Origin of the sequence: Mongoliitalea daihaiensis, assembly GCF_021596945.1 — a bacterium.
Classification (GTDB): Bacteria; Bacteroidota; Bacteroidia; order Cytophagales; family Cyclobacteriaceae; genus Mongoliitalea; species Mongoliitalea daihaiensis.
Window position 1 is genome coordinate 1202371 of the sequence record NZ_CP063779.1, and the last position, 21012, is coordinate 1223382.

The 21012-nt window shown below is 40.8% G+C and carries 21 protein-coding genes; 17 read left to right on the top strand and 4 right to left on the bottom strand.

Features of this window, described 5'->3' with window-relative positions:
• The first annotated feature begins 61 nt into the window (after window positions 1-61).
• From IPZ59_RS04955 to IPZ59_RS04970, 4 genes are all read left to right on the top strand, one after another.
• Window positions 62-214: a lmo0937 family membrane protein gene (locus IPZ59_RS04955; RefSeq protein ID WP_236138775.1), complete on the top strand. Its 153-nt coding sequence runs from the start codon at window positions 62-64 to the stop codon at window positions 212-214.
• Window positions 215-274: 60 nt separating this feature from the next.
• On the top strand, window positions 275-1426 hold the full coding sequence (locus IPZ59_RS04960) for a 5-(carboxyamino)imidazole ribonucleotide synthase (protein ID WP_236138776.1): 1152 nt from the start codon (window positions 275-277) through the stop codon (window positions 1424-1426).
• On the top strand, window positions 1423-1938 hold the full coding sequence (gene purE / locus IPZ59_RS04965) for a 5-(carboxyamino)imidazole ribonucleotide mutase (protein WP_236138777.1): 516 nt from the start codon (window positions 1423-1425) through the stop codon (window positions 1936-1938). Before IPZ59_RS04960 ends, purE begins: the two co-directional genes overlap by 4 nt.
• Window positions 1939-2025: 87 nt before the next feature.
• On the top strand, window positions 2026-2178 hold the full coding sequence (locus IPZ59_RS04970; protein ID WP_236138778.1) for a hypothetical protein: 153 nt from the start codon (window positions 2026-2028) through the stop codon (window positions 2176-2178).
• Here IPZ59_RS04970 and IPZ59_RS04975 read toward each other — a convergent pair.
• Complete coding sequence (locus IPZ59_RS04975) at window positions 2175-2627, bottom strand: hypothetical protein (RefSeq protein ID WP_236138779.1); 453 nt, start codon at window positions 2625-2627, stop codon at window positions 2175-2177. The genes IPZ59_RS04970 and IPZ59_RS04975 overlap by 4 nt on opposite strands.
• Window positions 2628-2697: 70 nt before the next feature.
• The gene (locus IPZ59_RS04980) at window positions 2698-3057 is read right to left on the bottom strand and encodes a DUF3127 domain-containing protein (RefSeq protein ID WP_236138780.1); all 360 of its coding nucleotides are present in this window, start codon (window positions 3055-3057) and stop codon (window positions 2698-2700) included.
• 154 nt (window positions 3058-3211) lie between these two features.
• Between IPZ59_RS04980 and IPZ59_RS04985 the strand changes: the two genes are divergently transcribed.
• A complete protein-coding gene (locus IPZ59_RS04985; RefSeq protein WP_236138781.1) occupies window positions 3212-3814 on the top strand; it encodes an RNA polymerase sigma factor in 603 nt (200 codons plus the stop codon).
• On the top strand, window positions 3789-4022 hold the full coding sequence (locus tag IPZ59_RS04990) for a hypothetical protein (RefSeq protein ID WP_236138782.1): 234 nt from the start codon (window positions 3789-3791) through the stop codon (window positions 4020-4022). Before IPZ59_RS04985 ends, IPZ59_RS04990 begins: the two co-directional genes overlap by 26 nt.
• A 310-nt stretch (window positions 4023-4332) precedes the next feature.
• Here the strand turns inward: IPZ59_RS04990 and IPZ59_RS04995 are convergent, their stop codons facing one another.
• A complete protein-coding gene (locus tag IPZ59_RS04995) occupies window positions 4333-5193 on the bottom strand; it encodes an alpha/beta hydrolase (protein ID WP_236138783.1) in 861 nt (286 codons plus the stop codon).
• A 92-nt stretch (window positions 5194-5285) separates the two neighbouring features.
• Here IPZ59_RS04995 and nth point away from each other — a divergent pair, with 92 nt between their 5' ends.
• Genes nth through IPZ59_RS05010 form a run of 3 tightly spaced genes read left to right on the top strand, consistent with a single transcriptional unit; the run spans window position 5286 to window position 8956 of the window.
• The gene (gene nth / locus IPZ59_RS05000; RefSeq protein ID WP_236138784.1) at window positions 5286-5963 is read left to right on the top strand and encodes an endonuclease III; all 678 of its coding nucleotides are present in this window, start codon (window positions 5286-5288) and stop codon (window positions 5961-5963) included.
• A 1-nt stretch (window position 5964) separates the two neighbouring features.
• Window positions 5965-7746, top strand: coding sequence for an asparagine synthase (glutamine-hydrolyzing) (gene asnB / locus IPZ59_RS05005; protein WP_236138785.1), 1782 nt, complete (start codon window positions 5965-5967; stop codon window positions 7744-7746).
• Between the two features lies 1 nt (window position 7747).
• Entirely contained in the window at window positions 7748-8956 is a 1209-nt protein-coding gene (locus tag IPZ59_RS05010; protein WP_236138786.1) for a glycosyltransferase family 4 protein, read from the top strand.
• Here the strand turns inward: IPZ59_RS05010 and gldB are convergent.
• Window positions 8925-9923: a gliding motility lipoprotein GldB gene (gldB, locus tag IPZ59_RS05015; RefSeq protein ID WP_236138787.1), complete on the bottom strand. Its 999-nt coding sequence runs from the start codon at window positions 9921-9923 to the stop codon at window positions 8925-8927. The genes IPZ59_RS05010 and gldB overlap by 32 nt on opposite strands.
• A gap of 120 nt (window positions 9924-10043) precedes the next feature.
• Between gldB and IPZ59_RS05020 the strand changes: the two genes are divergently transcribed.
• The 8 genes from IPZ59_RS05020 (at window position 10044) to IPZ59_RS05055 (ending at window position 21010) form a co-directional block, all read left to right on the top strand.
• A complete protein-coding gene (locus tag IPZ59_RS05020; RefSeq protein WP_236138788.1) occupies window positions 10044-11393 on the top strand; it encodes a fasciclin domain-containing protein in 1350 nt (449 codons plus the stop codon).
• Window positions 11394-11397: 4 nt separating this feature from the next.
• The gene (locus IPZ59_RS05025; protein WP_236138789.1) at window positions 11398-12408 is read left to right on the top strand and encodes a radical SAM/SPASM domain-containing protein; all 1011 of its coding nucleotides are present in this window, start codon (window positions 11398-11400) and stop codon (window positions 12406-12408) included.
• A gap of 165 nt (window positions 12409-12573) precedes the next feature.
• Entirely contained in the window at window positions 12574-15204 is a 2631-nt protein-coding gene (locus tag IPZ59_RS05030; protein WP_317208037.1) for an SLBB domain-containing protein, read from the top strand.
• A gap of 2 nt (window positions 15205-15206) precedes the next feature.
• Entirely contained in the window at window positions 15207-16274 is a 1068-nt protein-coding gene (locus IPZ59_RS05035; protein ID WP_236138790.1) for a GumC domain-containing protein, read from the top strand.
• A gap of 18 nt (window positions 16275-16292) precedes the next feature.
• The gene (locus tag IPZ59_RS05040) at window positions 16293-17609 is read left to right on the top strand and encodes an oligosaccharide flippase family protein (protein ID WP_236138791.1); all 1317 of its coding nucleotides are present in this window, start codon (window positions 16293-16295) and stop codon (window positions 17607-17609) included.
• Window positions 17566-18504, top strand: a complete 939-nt coding sequence (locus IPZ59_RS05045) for a glycosyltransferase family 2 protein (protein ID WP_236138792.1) — start codon at window positions 17566-17568, stop codon at window positions 18502-18504. Before IPZ59_RS05040 ends, IPZ59_RS05045 begins: the two co-directional genes overlap by 44 nt.
• Window positions 18495-19892 (top strand): O-antigen ligase family protein, encoded by a 1398-nt coding sequence (locus tag IPZ59_RS05050; RefSeq protein WP_236138793.1) that lies wholly within the window; start codon window positions 18495-18497, stop codon window positions 19890-19892. The genes IPZ59_RS05045 and IPZ59_RS05050 overlap by 10 nt, the downstream gene beginning before the upstream one ends.
• Window positions 19889-21010, top strand: coding sequence for a glycosyltransferase family 4 protein (locus tag IPZ59_RS05055; RefSeq protein ID WP_236138794.1), 1122 nt, complete (start codon window positions 19889-19891; stop codon window positions 21008-21010). Before IPZ59_RS05050 ends, IPZ59_RS05055 begins: the two co-directional genes overlap by 4 nt.
• Window positions 21011-21012: the final 2 nt, after the last annotated feature.

Sequence of the window (21012 nt, forward strand, 5' to 3'; positions counted from 1 at the left end):
GTGGCATGATGATTGCATGTAACTAATTGAAAATCAATTTATTTACTAAACCAATTAACTTATGAACTCTTTATTGTATTTGCTCGCAGTTGTATTAATCATAGGTTGGATCTTTGGTTTTTTTGTTTACAGCCTAGGTGGTCTCATTCACGTATTGTTAGTACTTGCCGTTATATCTATTTTGTTTCAAGTGATACGAGGAAGACGTGTTTGATAAAATCAAATCTCTGCTCTAACGGAAATTTATTGTATTTTTGGGCTTTCAAACCTGTCCATGAATCAGCAAAATTATCAGCAGCAGACGCTCGGAATACTTGGGGGAGGCCAATTAGGTCGGATGGTCATTCAATCTGCGATTTCATACAATCTTGATGTGCACATTTTGGATCCAGACGCCAATGCTCCCTGTAAAAGTATTTGTCAGAAATTTGTACAAGGCAATCTGAAAGATTACGATACAGTATATGCTTTTGGTAAGGACTGTGATGTCATTACGATAGAAATCGAGCATGTCAATACGGAAGCCTTGCAGCAGTTGGTGGCTGAGGGTAAAAAGGTTTATCCCCAGCCAGAGCTGATACGTCTGATTCAGGACAAACGCGTACAGAAGACATTTTACCATGAGCATGGGATTCCTACGGCTGCGTTTATTTTGACTGATACCAAGGAGGATGTGTACGCACAATCAGATTTTTTGCCTGCTGTCAATAAATTGGGAAAAGAGGGCTATGATGGTAAGGGTGTACAAATACTCAGAACAAAGGAAGATCTCTCGAAAGCATTCGAGGCGCCTAGTTTACTGGAAAAATTAATTCCTTTTGAGCAAGAGTTAGCCGTTATCGTCGCTAGGAATGAACGCGGAGAGCTAGTTGCATATCCACCTGTGGAATGTGCCTTTCACCCTACTGCCAACTTGGTGGAGTTTTTATTTGCACCTGCTTCTATTTCTGATGTCATAGCTGAAAAAGCGAAAGAAGTGGCTATTCAGGTAATTGAGGCTTTGGGTTTGATTGGTATATTAGCAGTGGAACTTTTTGTCACGAAGGAAGGCGAGGTACTTGTCAACGAAATAGCTCCTCGTCCCCACAACAGCGGTCATCATACCATTGAAGCTAATTATACTTCTCAATTTGAACAACACATGCGAGCGGTGATGAATATGCCCCTAGGTAATCCCGATTTGCGCATGCCTGCTGCCATGGTCAATCTATTGGGAGAAGAGGGTCATGTAGGTGATGTATGGGTGGAAGGCTTGGATCAAGCGATGGCAGAAAAAGGGGTATATATACATTTATATGGAAAAAAGGTTACCAAACCATTCCGGAAAATGGGACATGTGACCATTTTGGACGAGTCCGTAGAACATTTAAAAACCCGTGCAATAGCAATTAAGGAATTGATAAAAATAAAATCAACATCAGCATGAAACCTCAGGTTGGAATAATTATGGGAAGTCAATCAGATTTACCTGTTATGGCCGAAGCGGCTGCTTTTTTGGAAGAAATTGGCGTAGCATTTGAGTTGAGCGTGGTCTCTGCTCACCGTACTCCAGAGCGGATGGTAGATTATGCCACTACTGCTAGATCAAGAGGCTTGAAGGTAATTATCGCGGGAGCGGGGGGAGCAGCTCATTTGCCGGGGATGGTGGCATCCATGACTTCATTGCCTGTAATTGGTGTACCAGTTAAATCCTCCAACTCTATTGACGGGTGGGATAGTATTTTATCTATCTTACAAATGCCAGCAGGAATACCGGTTGCTACAGTAGCATTGAATGGAGCAAAAAATGCAGGAATCTTAGCAGCTTCCATTGTAGGTGCTTTTGATCAGGAAGTAGGTACAAAAATGGATGCATTTAAGCAGGGTCTCAAGAAAAAAGTCGAAGATTCTGCCGTAGAAATTGAAACCAAAGGCTGGAAGGCTTCGTTAAGCTCATAAGATTGTAAAGAAAGTTTACTAGATTGATTGGTATGGCGGATCTCTTCGGAGTCCGCTTTTATTTTTTAACTTTACAAAACGTACATCATGGATCTCAAAAAAAACATCAAATTTAAAATCGGTTCTGAAGATTGGGAAATGCCATTAGGAGTGGTACTCTTATTGGGAGGAATTACACTTGTATTGATGATAGGAGGAGCCTATTTGGGATTCAAGTTTGGAGAAAGCTTGCAGCCTTAATCTTCAAAAATTCCCCAGCCATCTGGATATTTTTCAAACGATTCAAAGCTTTTGATCCAAGGAAGAAATAGTAACCGGATTTCTTCGATACCATCTCTCAAAAGTTCTAAGTGATCTTCGGTATCTGTTTTGTTTAAAACCAATTTGAAAGATAAGGCGTACATTTTTTTCGCAGTGATTTTAAAAAGTACAGCGAGGTCCATCTTTTCCACATAATTTTCATTAGCTTCTACCTCTATGTATGTTTTTTCCAATAAGTCACAGCAATCTAGCATTTCAATTCCATAGAGCTCCGTTCTTGCTTTATCCAAGAGGCTCACCAAAAACTTGGTGAGTATTTTGACCTCTTGGATTTTTGATGGGAGTGCCTCCATGGCCACCCCCTGTATAGGGTCTACAGAAATTGGCGTAGATGTCTTTTTGTCCAAAGCGTTAGATTTCTCTTCCATAGCAATCTAATTTAAACAATAGATATTTTTACTCAAAATTTTAAAACAGAAACGTAACGTTCAGCAGACCTTAGAAAGGTAATACATCATCTGCACTATCATCCGAAAAGGATGTCACATCAGGAACAGTACTTTTTGCACTTGCCGGGGTAGATGTCGTTGCAGCTCCATCTTTTTGGACCTTCCAAGCTTTTACGTCGGTATACCATTTCCCATTATACTCTCTACTTTCCACATCGATAGAGACGGTTACCTGTTCACCACTTTGCAAGCCAAACGAATCTATATTATCTCCCCAAACAGTTAAGCAAACTTTTTTAGGATACTGTGCATTCGTTTCCAAAATATAATCTTGTTTTTTCCAAACGCCGTTTTTGCCATTGCCGCTTTGTAGGGGCATTATTTGAATGATTTTTCCAGTAAGTTCCATTGAATAGTTTTATTTATCTACGAAATTAATAAAAAAATCGCTGAACTATTGCACGTAGTGTTGGGATTCGATACATTTGGTTTTAATCTTTTCACCTTTTACACAAAAATTATACTATGGCATAAACCTCTACGTTAATTAACAGTCATTACGTATGAATAAGAGGATTAGTCCCAAAGACTCTGATTTGATCAGCCAGTATAGAAACGGTTCTGAACAAGCATTTGAACAATTAGTAGACAAATATAAGTCAAGAGTTTTCACCACCATTTTCCTGATTGTTAAAGATCAGGCAATTGCTGAAGACCTCTTACAGGATGTGTTTATTAAGGTCGTGCAGACCGTCTTATCGGATGGATACAATGAGGAAGGGAAGTTTCAGCCATGGTTAATGCGCATCGCGCATAATCTAGCAATAGATCATTTCCGCAAACGCAAACGTTACCCTACCATCTTGATGGAAGACGGTAGTAATGTGTTTAACACAATTGAATTTGCCGAACGGACAGTGGAGGATATACAGATTCAGGAAGATACCACACAATTAGTGCGTCGCTTAATAGATGAGTTGCCAGAAACACAAAAGGAGGTACTAATCATGAGGCACTACATGGATATGAGTTTTCAGGAGATTGCGGAACAGACAGGCGTAAGCATCAACACGGCATTGGGTAGAATGCGCTATGCCTTAATGAACTTGAGAAAAATGATGAAAAAACTAAACGTTGCCTATGATAAAACCTTTTACCCACGATGACTTGATACGATATATCTATCAAGAAATGACCGAGGGGGAAACAGAATTGCTAGTGCAGGCCTTACACAGAGATGAGTTACTGATGGAAGCGTATATGGAATTGCTGAGCACAATGCAACAATTAGATCAAGTAATGATCAATCCCTCGGAAACTGTAGTAAAGGCTATTCTTAAGAAAGCCAAATCTACCAGACTTGAAAAAGTTTAACTAATTTAAACATTGGTAGGGAGCAAGCAAAAGGACTCCTTTAAATCAAATGGTTAGTCAATTTGACTAACCATTTTTTAATTTTCGATGCGATGTCTTCTGCGGTCTTTCATGTACCTAAACGTCCTAGACCTCGGTTTATTAGTAGCGCCTAAATAGATCAAGATGCCAAAAATCGGAAGACCAAGTATTACCCAAAGCCAAAATAATTCATGTTTTTGAAGATCACCTCTTTTGATGGATAAAAGAAGATGACCGACAGCATATAGTGTACCCGAAAAGTATATAATTAAAATGATTGATGCAGGATTCATGGTAAATGCTGTCTGATAAATGTTTCAGTATCTCTTAAGAGTGCAAGATAGGTTTGATCACTGAATCCATGACCCTTCCCGGGGAAATATTGTACGAGTTTGGATACATTGTTTTCACCTAACACCCGCTCCAATTCCTGACTTTGGGACACTGGGACAACCGTATCAATTGTTCCATGGAAAAAAGCAGTGGGTACTGAATTGTTTGTAATAAAATTAAGCGGGGAGCTATCAATATATAATTGTTGTTGAGAATTTATGTCTCCGATCATGCTATTTAGCAATATCCCTGCAAATGCATTGGTCTGAGCTAACATGATCAAATCGGTTGGGGGAAAGAGTGCTACACAAACGTCCACAAAATTGTCATCGTTTTTATAACTGTGAAGCAAAGCCAAGTGACCACCTGCGCTGGCACCTGCCAATACTACTTTATCCGATACATTCCATTCACTCAGTTTGGATCGGATAAATTTAATAGCTGCTTTTACATCATCTTCTTGGGACGGAAATTTATTGAGATTGCCAACGAGATTAAACAACCTATAATTAATCGATATGTAAGCATAATCCTCCTGTACGGATTCGAATAGTGGCTTGAAATCCCTAAATTCAGATTTATCCCCATCAATCCACGCCCCTCCATGAATCCAGATCAATACTTTAGTCCGTTCAGAACTTCGGTTGGCCGGTAAGAACACATCCATCCGCTTTCGATCACTCATCCCGTAGGAAAGATCTGTAAGTTCTAATGCTACAGATGGGTCTAAAGGAACTTCTGCATCCTCTTGGCAGCTACTGAAAAGAAATACAAGAATTAAGATAGCAAAACTGAATCGTGAGCGTAAGTTTTTCATTGATATGGAATTTAAAAACTACAATTTACAAACGTTGACGGATAAAACATGTTATTTAAATTGATAATTTGCTATCCAAAATTTGAAATCCCATGTTAAAAAAAGAAAGATACTCCGCCTTTATCTCTTATTTTTCTGAAAATATGCCTGTTGCCGAAACTGAACTGGAGTACGAAAATCCTTTTCAGTTGCTCGTAGCAGTTGTTTTGAGTGCTCAGTGCACGGATAAGCGGGTGAATATCGTCACACGCAAGCTTTTTCCATTTTTTCCTACCCCCGAGCATTTGGCTTCATCCAACTTTGATGAACTTTTCCCCTATATCCGCTCCGTATCTTATCCGAATAATAAGACGAAACATCTGTTAGGTTTGGGAAAAATGCTCGTCGAGGAGTTTAATAGCGAAGTTCCTTCCACTGTGGAGGAGTTAATCAAATTGCCTGGTGTGGGGAGAAAAACAGCCAACGTCATTACTTCGGTGGTTTTTAATCAGCCCAACATGGCAGTAGATACACATGTGTTTCGTGTCTCCAAGCGATTAGGATTGGTGCCCCAAAAATCTAAAACCCCACTTGAGGTTGAAAAACAGTTGGTGAAATTTATCCCCAAACAACACATCCATATAGCACATCATTGGTTGATTTTGCAAGGGCGCTATGTTTGCCTCGCTCGAAAGCCGAAATGTGAGGAATGCAAGATCACGCACTTTTGTAGGTATTACGAGAAAAATGTTTTGCCCCATAGTGTAGAAAACCCAGAAAAGCAGGGTTGACATGTGTGGAATTAATCTCTTGATCCGAAAAGACGACTTAACGAGTGGCATACAGCAGATGATGCAGGCAACTGCTCATCGTGGCCCCGATCATTCAGATTTTTATGTTCATAAAGAACACATTGCTTTTGCTGGCAACCGTTTAAAAATTCTCGACATGAGCGATGCCTCCAATCAGCCTTTTTGGTCTGACGATCGACAGCAGGTATTGATTTGGAATGGTGCACTCTATAATTATCAGGATTTAAGAAATCATCTATTGGATGCTGGCTTTGTCTTTAAAACGAACTCTGACACGGAGGTTTTACTTTATTGGTTGATTCACAAAGGTGTAGATGGCCTTCAGGATTGTAGAGGAATGTTTGCCTTAGCATTCATTGATTTTTCTATCGAGAGGGTTATTATTTTAAGAGATTTTTCAGGTGAAAAGCCACTGTATTACTGGAATCAAGGAAATGAGTGGATATTCTCATCCGAGCAGCGAGGGATTTTAGCTGCAATGACGAAGAAACCTATGATTGACGCTACGCAAGTGGAGGCTTTTCTTACTCTGCGGCATACATTACCCAATCATGGTTTTTTTGATGGTATCGCTCAAGTTTTGCCGGGGTGCGGATTGGTAATTACCTTTGAAGGCAATATTCACAAATGGATCGAGCTTCCCAAGCAATCGTATACCGAGGAGCGTAATCAATCTACTTTTGAGGATCTCTTGAAAGATTCCATCTTGCATAATTTTCACACAGAGCGGGCCGTTGGAATGGTCCTCAGCGGGGGTATAGACTCTTCCCTTTTGTATGCACTTTGGTATGAGGAAACCATGCAACCCATGCCAACTTTTACTGCGACATTTGAACAACGCTATCAGCGAAAGTACAGGGATCCAGTGTATGTGGAAAAGTTGCAAAGTAGCTACCCAAGTTTACATCATCCCATCCTCATTACCCTTTCCAAGGTACAGGAAGCTTGGAATGATTACATTACACAATTGGATATGCCGATAGGCGACAGCGCAAGTCTGCTGACTTGGATGATTGCAAAAGAGGCTAGCAAAGATGTTCAGGTATTGATTTCAGGTGCTGGAGCGGACGAATTATTTGGGGGATATACCAGACATGCCGCATTTATCCGTTACCTCAAACGCCCCAAGCTCTATCTTGCGATGAAACGCTTTCTACCTGTTTTCGGAAATTTTAGACTGGTGAATAAGTTCTTCACAGCTTTGGATCCGAGTGCTGTTAAAACATTTATCCATATGGCTGCGGTAGAAAAACCATCGGATAATTTAATGAAAAAACTGATTTCAAGCTACCCAGAAGGTCCCGATGTGTATAAGTCTGCCTTGGACTGGGACCGTCAAGTGTATTTAGTAAACGATATATTGAAAATTCATGACAATGCCTGCATGGCTCATGGGATTGAGGGAAGGGCTCCTTACCTCTCTCAAGAATTAATCAGTTTAAGCCAATCCATGACTGAGCAGGAGCATCTTCAGCAAGTAGGAAAAGTTTGGCTCAAAGAAGCCTTGAATAAACGAGGTTTGCGGGTAATTGCTAACCGAAAAAAGCTGGGGTTTGGTCTACCTTTGCAAGAATGGATGCAGAATAAAGAGTTTCAACATTGGGTTTTTTCCGAAATCCGAACTTTGGGAGCATTGTGGGAACCCTTTTTTCCCGAACAATTTCGTAGGTTTGTTGTACAACCGGAACAAATTCCAAATCACCAATTTCTGACAGTTTGGAATCTATTTACCCTGCTTTCTTGGCTCCATAAACATGCCTGATATGCATATCTTTTACATTCATCAATATTTTGTCACCCCCAGTCAAGGGGGAGCTACCCGATCATACCATTTGGCTAAGGGAATGGTTGCGAAGGGCCTGATGGTAGATATGATTACTGCTCATCAAGAAAGTTTTTATGACTTTAAAATTATCGATGGCATAAGGGTTCATTATTTACCTGTCAATTATTCTCAGACAATGGGTTTTTTAAGGAGGATTTGGGCTTTTTTACGCTTTGTGGTGATGGCCAAGCGGTTGATCCGCAAACTTCCAAGACCTGACTATCTCTATGTGACATCTACCCCACTTACCACGGGATTGATTGCACTATGGGCAAAGAAAAAGTTTGCCATTCCATATATTTTTGAAGTACGTGATCTTTGGCCTGATGCCCCTATTGAGATTGGTGTCATTCAAAATCCCTTGTTGCAGAACTACCTGTGGGCTCTGGAAAAAAAAATCTATAGACAGGCCTTAAAAACAGTAGCACTTTCCCCTGGAATAGCCAATGCCATCCGACAAAAGGTACCTTCGGCCGAAGTCCATGTTGTTCCCAATTTTGCTGATTTAAACATTTTTCATCCGCAGCCAAAATGTCCTAAGCTCCTACAAAAATTTGGACTGAAAGACACATTTACCATAATTTATGCAGGTGCTATAGGTAAAGTCAATGCTTTACATGAGTTATTGGATTTGGCAGAAGCCACCCCTTATCAATTTTTAATTATGGGAGAAGGCTCGGAGCTACCAACTCTTCAAAACGAAGCAAGGCAGCGAAGGCTTTCTAACCTTCGGTTTATTCCTTTTGGCCCAAAGACTACTGTGAATAAAGTCATGTCTTGTGCAGATATGGCTTGTATTTTATTTGAGCGCTCGCCCATTTTCAAAACAAACAGTCCCAATAAATTTTTTGATGCATTGGCTATGGGAAAAGCTATTTTGACCAACCAAAAAGGCTGGATTGGGGAGCTGGTCCATAATCAAGAGCTGGGTATTTACCATGATTGCACTAAACTTGAAAGAACGCTACAACAGCTTGAAGAAATAGCTCAGGAACCGAAAGCCTTAAAAAAAATGCAATATAATTCTAGGCAATTGGCAGAACGCTATTTTAACGCTGAAAATGCGGTATCTAAAATCCTACACGTGATCGATCCTGACCGATTTACTGCTTCTTTCAACGACGAGGTTTATATCCGGACTGCCTAAAGATTTTATTTTTATCTGATTCCTTCATCAAATCGCGTAGGGAGAGCGTATGGTTAAAACGGTAGTCGTCGACAATATTCCACCCTAACCAACGGCCAATTCTACCGGGGGCATCCGGGCTTATTTCGTCCGTAAACGGTGCTTCACCTGTGTATTTCCTGATCTCAAATGGATTGGTTTCAAAGAAAAGCTCATTTTCCACAAAGTGTGCCCATACAAACTCCTCATTTGCCCAACAAGCAGCTATTTCCTCAGGTGTGTAGCCAATAATAAACGCGTCAGATGTACAGGGTAGGATACTTTTGGTAAAGTGATAGGCTTTTCCATAGAATATCATTTCTGCCAATAATGAATTTTGATTCAAATCTGTCTCATTAAAAAAAGAGGAGATCGCAGTTACAATATTTGGCACGATATAGTCCCGATCATAGCGTTTACTGATGTATTGCGGAAGATCCGGTGGTTGAAAGCGGTGGGTAGGTGGGAGGTAGTAATCTAGGCCAATGACTATGATATCCTCAGTAACCACGATATCTGAGCTGAAACCACTGACAAAGGTGTATATTTTTGGAATTTTAAATTCGGGGAAATAATAGCTGATATGTGCAAAGGCATTTTCTAACTCCTCTCTGAGACTATCGATGTTTGGGTATTCATTCTTGACCTCCTCATACAGTTCTACCATGATGCTATCCTGGTGAATTATCCATAATTCTTCTGCCAATTCTTCCTTGGAAGCGTAACTGTTGACCAAGAGGTATTTTTCTGCGAACAAGGGATGCGCCTCCAACAAATATAAAATCTCTGCCTGATCTGCTGCTTCAAAAAAAGCATCTTCTAATCGTTCAATCGTAAGGGTTGGTCTAACTGCCAAAATTTCCTCATCAAGTTCACAAGGTTTCTGTTCTTGTTTGCAGGAATAAAGAAAGAAGAAAAAAAACAGTGGCCAAATCCAAGTATCTTTCATATTATTTACTTTTCTATTCAAATTTACGGTTAAACTGTGAAAATTCATCAAATAGGTTAGAAGTGTACAAATTTATCGTGATTTTTGTTGGCTACATTCATCTGATGAACTATCAAAGTCATGAAAAATTTTAGTGTAATCGTTCGCTTTTTGTGCTTTATAAGTGTGTTAGCGATATTTTTATGCTGTAATTCTGAAGATATGCCAACTTCACAAGAAGGCTCTCTTTGGGAAATCATTGAAGCTGAACCAGATTTTTCATTGTTGCGTACAGCAGTGAGACGTGCAGGCTTAGATTCTGCTTTGAGGGCTGTTGGGCCGATTACTCTTTTTGCTCCTACCAATGCAGGTGTTGAAAGGACTCTGCAGGAGTTGGGGGTCAGTAATATCAATCAGGTTCCTGTTGATTTCTTACAAGCGGTCTTACTTTACCATATCCTTCCTGGAAGAAATTTGAGTTCGTTGTTATCAACTGGCACCAAAGAAACCCTACTTCCTGGGTTTATTTTGAACATTCAAGTAGGGGGAAATGTGATTCGGTTAAATGAGGAATACCAAGTTACCACTGCAAATGTGGATGCTCGTAATGGGGTTTTGCATATCATTGACGGAATGATGATTCCCCCCACCAATACCTTGTTAGATGTAGCACAAGAAAACGGATATACTACTTTTGTAGCTGCAGTTGTAGCTGCGGGATTAGAAGAGCAATTAGTTCAGGAAGGTCCCTTCACACTGATGGTTCCTAGCAACGCAGCTTTTGCAGCATATTTTACGGCGAATAATTTATCAGTGAATGAATTTCTTAATTCACCGAATTTACAGGAAATTTTAGGTTACCATATGATCCCTGGTCTTTTGCAGTCTTCTGCGTTTCAGCGGGATGAGCGCAATACACTGTTGGATATTCCGATGTATTTCAGTCAAGCTCCCAACGGTAACTTTTTCCTAAATGGACTTTCCCGTATTACCCAAACTAATCAGGCTGCTGATAATGGACTCATCCATGAGATTGATCAGGTGATTATCCAACCCACGCAAAATATTGCTGAATATTTATTGGCCCAGACACTTTCTGCCAATCCTGAGTTTTCAATGTTGGTAAAAGCATTGAACCGAGCAGCCTTATTGGAAGTATTTGTTGGCAGATTTGAGGATAATTTCACTTTGTTAGCCCCCACCGACCAAGCATTTCAAGCATTATTAGAATCATTGGATGTTTCAAGCGTAGATGATATTCCTGTAGAGACTCTTACTTCAGTTTTATTGTATCATGTAATTGATGAACGATTCTTTGTACCTGATTTGCGCGAAGGTGCGAGCATTCCTACCTTACTTGAAGGTGCTTCAGTACAGGTAAATTTGGCTGATAACAAAATCAATAATGCTCTTTTAATTCCTGCTAAGAGAAATATTTTGACTGAAAATGGTGTAATTCACGGAATTGATCAAGTACTTATTCCAGAATAAAACCATGTATTTTTCTAAGAAAAGAATCCAATTGCTCGGTTATTGGCAGCATCTTAATGTTGCTAAAGTCTGGAATTTATTTCGGTTGTATGTTTCTTTTCAAATTTCCCGTTTGATTCAAAAACCATGGATATGGGGAGTACCGGCTACTTTATCCATTGAACCAACTACAAGCTGCAACCTGAGGTGCCCGGAATGTCCCAGCGGACTCCGGAGTTTTACCCGACCCACAGGGATGATTGATTTGAGCTTGTTTGAAAAGATCATTCAGGAAAACCACAAGCATCTCCACTATTTGCACGTTTACTTTCAAGGGGAGCCTTTTTTGCACCCTTATTTTACTAAGCTGATTGAAATAGCGCAAGCATATCAGGTGTATACTGCTACATCCACCAATGCGCATTATTTGACAGAAGCCAATGTGGATAAAACATTGAATTCAGGTCTTAGACAGTTGATCGTTTCGGTGGATGGAATTACTCAAGAAATCTATCAAAATTACCGTATTAGGGGAAAGCTTCAGAAAGTTGAAGAGGGAATTCGCCGATTGATGCAAACCAGAAATAATCAAAAGCTTAGGTACCCCTATGTCATCCTTCAGTTTTTGGTGACAGGAGTCAATGAGCATCAAATCCCTGCGTTATTGGAATGGAGCAAAGGACTAGGGATAGATGAATTGCAGTTGAAGAGTACCCAAATTTATAACTTTGAAAATGGCTCTCCCCTGATACCCACCCAACAAGCATATTCTCGATATGTTGCTGATGGACAGGGAAAATGGAAATTGAAACATGAGCCTGAGAATAAATGCTGGAGAATGTGGCAAGGCGCTGTGATCACTTGGGATGGCAGGGTGGTTCCTTGTTGCTTTGATAAGGACGCCAAGCATGTTTTTGGTACCGTTCAAGAGGAATCTTTAGAGTCTATCTGGAACAACTCCTTGTACCATGCTTTTCGTACCCAGCTATTGGCAGACCGCAGTCAGATTGATATTTGCAGTAATTGTACTGAGTGATTGCTTGAGATGTACATTTCCAAGATAAAGAGGCATTTTTAACCAAGTATGCAGGCTAATCTTTATATTTACGGCTGTTTTAAGAGGTTTTTTCGGAATTTGGCAAGGTAGCTGCATTCTGAAATTGCTTTTTCTGCCAAAGTTTTGCGAAAAAAGCAAGTAATCATGGGATTGATCGATAGACCAAATACGTTCATGCGTTTGAATAAACTAGTACTTAGCCTTGTATTTTTAATAGGTTTTTGGATGCTGCCGCCGCAAGTCAGTCAGGCACAGTCTATGGCAGATATTGCCAACATCAAAGTGGATGAATTATCCGATGATCAACTGCAGGAGCTTGTCCGAAGGGCTTCTGAAGCAGGTCTTTCCGAGTCTCAGCTCTTGCAAATGGCTCGTTTGAGAGGTGTGCCAGTGCCAGAACTTGAAAAATTGAAGAGGCGATTGGAGCAATTGGATACGGCAGTATCAAGTAGAACTTCAGCGACAGCTTCCAAGCGGGATCCCCGCAGGCAAATGGATTTCAATGAAATCACACAAGGATTATTCAAGTATCAAGAGGATATCGATGAGCTTGCTGCTTCCACTTCGGTATCTCCTATTTTTGGGATTGACTTATTTTACAACAAAAATAGAAGGCTTACCTTTGAGCCAAATATCAATTTGCCCACGCCTAAAAGCTATATCCTTGGTCCAGGGGATATGATTTACATTGATATTTACGGGCAATCGGAGCAGTATTACGAAGCAGTGGTCAATCCGGACGGCTTTGTTTTGTTGGATAATATTGGACCTATCAGTGTTTCGGGTAAAAGCATTGAGGAGGCAACAGGCATCATCAAAAGCCGTGTTGGTAATTTTTACACGGGTCTGAGAGGAAATAATCCCAATACATTTTTGCAAGTGACTTTGGGTAACGTACGGACCATTAAGGTTCATTTGGTAGGCGAGCTTCGTTTGCCAGGGACTTTTACCCTTAGTGCGTTTTCCTCAGTTTTCAACGCCCTATTTGCAGCCGGTGGTCCAAGTGAAAATGGAACCTTTCGAAACATAAAAGTGATGCGGTCCGGCAGGCAGGTTGCTGTAATTGACGTATATGAATTTTTGGTTCAAGGAAAAGCCAACCTGGATTTTCAATTGCAAGATCAGGATGTGATTTTGGTTGAACCTTTCTTAGGAAGAGTTCAGGTCAAAGGAGAAGTTAAACGTCCAAAAATATTTGAAATTAAGAATGGAGAAACCTTTGAAGATGTCTTAACCTTTGCCGGAGGATTTACCGATGAAGCCTATAAAGATCGGATTTCAGTCAGCAGAGTCTCAGGTAAAGAGCGTGCCGTTTCCGATATCTTTTTGAATCAAATGGGCATGTTTATAGCCAAAGGAGGGGATGAATACGAGATTGGGAAAATTTTGGGAAGGTATCAAAATAGAGTTCAGATCAAAGGGGCAGTTTTCAGGGAAGGAAATTTTGCTTTGCAGGAAGGGATGACTTTGAAGCAATTGATTGCTTTAGCAGATGGGTTGAGGGGAGATGCATTTATGGGTAGAGCGAGTATCCTTCGAACGTTCGATGACCTTAGTACAGAAGTTTTGACAGTAAATTTGCAAGGAGTATTGGCGGGCACTGCTCAAGACATACCATTAAAAAGAGAAGATGTAATCCGGATATCATCCTTGTATGACTTGCAGGATGAGTTCTATGTGCAGATCAATGGAGAAGTGAAAAACCCTGGAACTTATCCTTTTTCTAAAGGGATGAGTGTAGAAGAATTGATCGTAATGGCCGGAGGATTAAGGGAGGCTGCGAATGTGAATACTGTAGAGATTGCTCGGAGGTCTGAGCAAACTGGGGCAGGAACATTCGCTGATTTGATACAGGTAAGAGTCAATCCTACGCTTGGTATTTCGGAAAATGGTGAAGTCTTGCAGCCATTTGACCGGGTGATTGTCCGAAGAAAACCAAATTTCAATCTCGACAAAGTAGTTCAGGTGGAGGGACAGGTGAACTCTCCTGGTTATTTTGCTGTGGAATCAGCAGAAGAACGCATCTCAGACTTGGTTTCAAGGGCGGGTGGTTTGACAGCTTTTGCCTATGCTGAGGGAGCTACATTGATTCGACGTACGGAGTTTTTTGAAACAGAGTCCGAGCAAATTCGACGAAACCGAAACCTTCAAGATTTACAAGACCGCTTACTTGCGGACCCCAACAATACCGAGGCGCAGGAATTGTTGGTAGAGCGTTTGTTTAGGGACTTGGGAAATAGGCCGCTAGATTTGACGGAAGGAAGTAAAGCGGCAGAATCTAAGAGAGAATCCATTACGTCCATTTCTGAGACTAAAGCAGATGTAGCGCCCATCCGGATTCGTCAGACCGAAGCAGTTGCTATTGATTTGGCAGCAATTATGCGAAATCCAGGTTCAGATTTAGATTTGATTTTGGAAGAAGGGGATATTCTTTCCATACCTAAGCAGCTCCAGACAGTGCGAATGAGAGGGGATGTCGTCTATCCGGCGACTGTTCGTTTTCAAAAAGAGCGCGGCGCGACCTATTATATCAATCGTGCAGGCGGGTTTGACATTCGTGCGAATAGAAAAAGAACTTATGTAGTCTATGCCAATGGAGAAGTTGCTCGAACAAGAAGTTTCCTGGGAATCAGAGCCTATCCACAAGTTCGCCCAGGAGCCGAAATAATCATACCAACCAAAGGTCCTCGAATACCTGTCAGACCAGGTGAATTGGTAGGTATTGCTACAGGCTTGGCGACCCTGGTATTGGTAGTGACTCAAATCAATCCTTAATTATGGCATCCAATAATCACTTTGTAGACGATAAAATCACCTTGCGGGAATTGGTTCTCCGGTTAAAATTTTGGATAGGATATTTCATTAGTCAGTGGAAGCTTTTATTCTTAGCAGCTTTCATTGGGGGTGCTCTTGGTGCTGTGGCCTCTTGGATCAAAAAACCGGTGTATCATGCAAGTACGTCCTTCGTATTGGAAGAGTCTGATACGGGAGGCTTGGGTCAAATGTCTGGTTTAGCTTCTTTGGTTGGTGTCAATTTGGGTCCATTGGGAGGCTCTTCCGGGCTTTTTCAAGGAGACAATATCATGGAGCTCTATAAGTCCGACAATATGTTGGGTAAAACACTCCTCAGCCCATTTGATGACGATCAATTATTAATTGACCGTTTCATTGACTTCAATGAGTTGACGCCAAAGTGGGAAAAAAAGGTTGATTTATCCCAATTGGATTTCCGAATACCGAGGGAATCCTTTAGCATTCAGCAAGATTCCGTAGTCAAAGTGATATCCAAAATGATTCGGGAAAGACAGCTTTCTGTGGAAAAACCAAACCGTAAGCTTACCATCATCCAAGTGAACGTCTCTTCCAAAGATGAGAAGTTTGCGAAGGTCTTCAATGAGCGTTTGGTAGAAAATGTCAACAGTTTTTACTTTGAGACTAAAACAAAGAAGACTGCCGAAAATTTACAGATTCTCCAAGTTCAGGCAGACTCTGTCCGGAAAATTTTGGATGATAACTTGGTTCAATATGCTTCTTTCTCAGACCGTGTTCCCAATGCGAACCCCTTGATGCAGTCTGGTACAGTAGAGGGGAGAAAAAGACAAATTGATATACAGGCAACTTCCGCGATTTATGCAGAGGTAGTGAAGAATTTAGAGATTGCTAAAGTTAATCACCGCAATAATTCCCCTTTGATTCAGCTAGTGGATGAGGCCCGTTATCCCATTCCTCGTTCCGAACTGAAGTTAAGCAAAGGCGTGGTTTTGGGAGGCTTGATTGCTGTGTTTTTGGTCTTCATTTTGCTTTATGTGCGTAAAATCTACGAATTGCATGTGCAACCTAGATGAACCCAATAACCGCTAAGCATGCTGGAGAAACTCTCTTCCTTCCCTGTTGGGTCTTATATCCGAAATAAATCCATTCAGAATTTTATTTTTCTGGTGGTGATCCAAGCATCCAATATGCTGATCTCCATCATGTCTATGCCCTTATTGCTACGCTCCATCGGGGTAGATCAATTTGGTTTGGTTAACCTTGCCTTATCCGTGATTATATTTACCAATATTATCGTTGGCTTCGGTTTTAATATCAGTGCACCGAGGGAGGTTGCAATTTTTCAGGATGAGTCCAAAAAATTATCAAGTATTGCCTCACAAGTGCTTTTTACGCGCTTGGCCTTGGCTGCTGTTACCGCCTTATCTCTTTGGATTGCTGCTTATGCCCTTAATTTTTTCAAAGATTATAAAGAAATCCTGATGTTTTCTACCGTTCTTCTTTTTTCAGAAGCTACCCTCCCATTGTGGTTTTTTCAGGGGATGGAGAAAATGAAATTGATTTCTGTAACCAATATCTTTAGTAAGCTGCTTTTTTTGTTTGGAATTGTATTATTTATCCAAGCTCCAGAACATGCGAAGTGGGTGAATTTAATTCTAGGATCTTCCGCCTTGCTCTTGAATATCTTTTTGTTGATATACATGCGCTTTGCTATGCAGATTCATTTTTTTTGGCCAACAATACAAACCATCTGGCATTCCCTTCGGGATAATGTGTACCTCTTTCTGTCCAATATTGCTTCTCATATTTCCGTTAATGGGGGATTGATTATATTAAGTTTCTTTGGAAATGATACCACCTTGGGGATGTTTAGCTTGGCTGAAAAAATCACTATGGTATTGCGATTGCTACCCACCTTGATCATTCAGGCGGTCTATCCCAATGCCTCCAAGTTGTATGAAGTCGATCAGGAAGCCTTTATCAAGTTTGTTTCAAAAGCTTATGTGATTGGGATAGGATTGGCATTAATAGTCTCAACGGCCACATTTTTCTCCGCAGGATTTATAGTTGAATTATTGGCAAAAAATCGCCTCGAGGAATCTGTGATGTACCTTAAAATTCTATCCTTTATACCATTTTTAGCTTCTCTGAATATCATCAATGGGGTCATCCTTTTTGTAGCTAACCAAAAAGAGCTACTCTTTAAAGCTTCTTGGTTGATGTGTGCGTACATGGTGGTGATAGCCTCACTCTTGACCGCACAATATGGCGGTATTGGGCTTTGTTTTGCGCTTCTATCATCAGAAGTTATTATTTTCATCGTATATTCTTATCTCATCTATACCCGTAATCAATCTTTAGTACATGCCTTTGCACAACGAATCCTCCGTCGCGATAATCATTCTTAATTGGAATGGGTATGAGCACTCGCGGAACTGTCTGGATTCCTTGGCTAAGCTCACCTACTCTAACTTTCAAGTCTTGTTGGTGGACAATGCTTCCGTTGATGGTTCCGGAACCCGTCTGAAAGAAGAGTTTCCATCGGTTATATTCCTCCAAAATGAGCAGAATTTGGGCTTCACAGGTGGTAATAATGTAGGGATTACCTATGCGTTGGAGCATGGGTTTAGCTATGTGATGCTTTTGAATAATGACACGCTCGTAGCGCCCGATTTTTTAAAACACATGGTAGATATGTTAGCTAATGATGCTTCTATCGGGATTGTGCAGCCGTTGATTTTATGGATGGAAGATCCAGAAAAAATCTGGAGTGCAGGTGGGGAGTTTCAGCCATGGCTTGGAATTTCCAAGACTAAAGGAGATCGAGCTGCTTTGGAATCGTATAGGTTTTCTTCCCAAGCATTGGATTGGGTGACTGGGTGTTGTATGCTCGTACCAAGTAAGGTTATCCAAGAGCTTGGACCTTTGCAGGCATCCTTCTTTGCCTATTTTGAAGACGTGGATTGGTCTTTGAGAATCCGTAAAGCAGGCTATCAACTGCTTTTGTCCAACGAAAGCATCATTTACCATGAAGGAAATGCCTCTTCCAAGAAAGCAAGCAAAGAAGGAACCCTTAGTCCTACGGTATTTTATCTACATGCCAGAAATCAATTGTTTTTGATTCGTAGGCATCTCTTCTTTCCAGCGATTCTACTTGCTTTTGGTTACCACCTGATCAAGTATTCAGCTTGGATCATGTATTTTTGTTTTCGAGGAAGATTCAAAAAAGCCAAAGCTGTCATCAAAGGAATGAAAGATGGATTGCTTTTGGATCATCACGTTAACCGACCGCTATGTCCTTGATCGTTTTTCTTCTGATTTCTATCCTAACCGTTATCCTGACTACTTGGATTCTGCGGAAGATCCTCTTGGAAGGGAAATATGAGTATGCTATTTTCTTTGTCTTGTATTATTTGCCCTTTTATGTGACGGGTTTGGGGTTGGTGTATTTGCCCACACGATCCATTTTGATAGTAAATATTTTTCAATATTTGAAAGAGTTGGTGCTGGTTACGGGCGTGCTAAGTTTCGTTTTTTATCATAAAAGCTTTTTTCAATATCCTTTCCGGCTACATAAAGTGGACATGCTATTTTTAGCATTCATTGGTTTAGGGTTTTTGTATATGGTTTTGCCACTGGGTGAAGCGAGCACAGTCAGTAAGGTGGTGTACTTCAAAAATCTACTCATGCCAGGTCTCGTGTATTTTTTGGCCAGAAATACACAATTTGATGAACAAGATGCAAGAGATTTATTCAAGGGAATCTTCATCATTGCCCTCTTAGCTTTTATTGTAAATATTGGGGAAAAGCTGGCTGCTACTCACCTCCAATCACACACTGGTTTTGCCATCTTCCTGCAAGAAGTTCGCGATATGGAACCATCAGGCAATTATGGCTTAGCTTGGACATTTGAGACACAATCTACCAGCCGTCGCTTAGCATCTTTTTTTGCAGATCCTTTGGAACTTGCTAGCTCGGTTTTATTGGGTTTTTCAGCGGGTTTGATTTGGTATTTGACAAGTAAGCGAGAAGATTGGACGGTATATGCAATCGTCATGGGAGCCTCTTTTGCGAGTTTATTGTTTTCTTCTTCCCGAGCAGCTTTTGCCTCGTTCTTTGTGATGCTTTTGTTTATTGCTGTTATTTTCCGTTTGTACAAACTCCTCCTTTTTGGTGGGGCTGTGTTTCTGTTATTCGTAGTTTATGTGCTGTTTTTTGCCTCAGAGGATTTTTATTTTTTTGTGATTGATACGATCACCTTTGAAAATACCTCTTCAGTGGGGCACGTGGTGGAGTGGTTATTAGCCTTGGAATCCATGGTTGCCAATCCATTGGGCATTGGTTTGGCTATGAGTGGCAATGTAGGAGTAGTGGATGAGGAGCTCCGTGTAGGTGGAGAAAATCAATACCTGATTTATGGCGTGCAGTTGGGTTGGATTGGGATGTTTTTGTACATCTTGATTTTGGCCTATGGCATCAAAACCTGCATACAAGTATTTCGATTGTCAGACAATGTTATGACTGCACGCATTGCTTTTGTCGGTGCTGCGGTAAAAGTAGGCTTGTTATTACCATTATTTACTGCCAATGCAGAGTTGTACAGCTACGTAGCTTGGATGTCCTGGTGGATGGTGGGTTATTCTGTTAATGCTTTTCAGCAAATCAAATACTCCTCAATTCAATTGTCATGAAGCGCAGAATCTATGTAGATTTATTTTACTTGAATACTGCCTTAACAGGTATTCAGACCTATATGTTGGAGTTTTGTGAGGCGGTGTCAACTTATCCACATTCGGACATTGAGTGGGTATTTTCGCATGACCCAAAGAAGCAGGCTTCTGCGTCATATTTTCGAGGGAAGCAACCGAAGTGGAAAACTCTTTTATATCATGCCTATTATTTCCTTTGGAAGCAGGTGATCTTACCTTATCGGGCGAAGAAAGCCCAAACAGACAGTATTTTAAATTTTGATTTTGTAGGTCCTGCATTTACTCGAAGAAAAAATTACACGGTAATCCACGATGCTTTTTTTTGGCAAATGCCCCAAAATTACAGCGGCTTGTGGAGAACGTATTTTATTCAGTCCATACTTTCAGGCCTGCGAAGGGATTCCTGTGTGATTACCACCTCTCGGGTCGCTAAAAAGGCTTTGGAGAAGAACACCCCGATTTTTCAAATTCCACAGGTGATTTATCAATGTCCCAAACTGTATGAAGGCGATGCTGACACTTTTACGTTGAAACGCTTGGGTATTTCGAAGAACACGTATTTTTTTCATCTGGGTAGTTTTGACAAACGCAAAAATCTCCCGCTTCTAGTGGAGGCTTTTGCATTGTTTTTGAAGGACAACCCCTCATCTATGAGCTTGGTGTTGGCAGGTGAACGTGGATTAGGAAAAACCGTGGATGACTGGTCGATGGTTGAAGAAAAGATAAAAGAGTTCAATCTCCATGATCGGGTATTGCTTACAGGTTTTGTCAGTAATAATGAAGCGAAAAGCTTGTATCAAGGTGCTTTAGCTTACGTTTTCCCTTCCCAGAATGAGGGTTTTGGAATACCTGTCATAGAGGCGATGCGGGCGGGAATACCGGTAATTATCTCTGATCAAGAAGCGCTCGTAGAAATAGCGGATGGGGCTGCACTCATACATCAGACAGGAAATGTTGTGGATTTAAAAGAAAAAATGGAATCTTTGTATCGAAACCCTGAACTTCGTGCCCAATTAGTCCAAAAAGGCTCGGTGCGAAAAGAATTATTCACAAGAGCAGCTTTTGCTGAGGCTTACCACAACTTGATTTTAAATTTTTGATG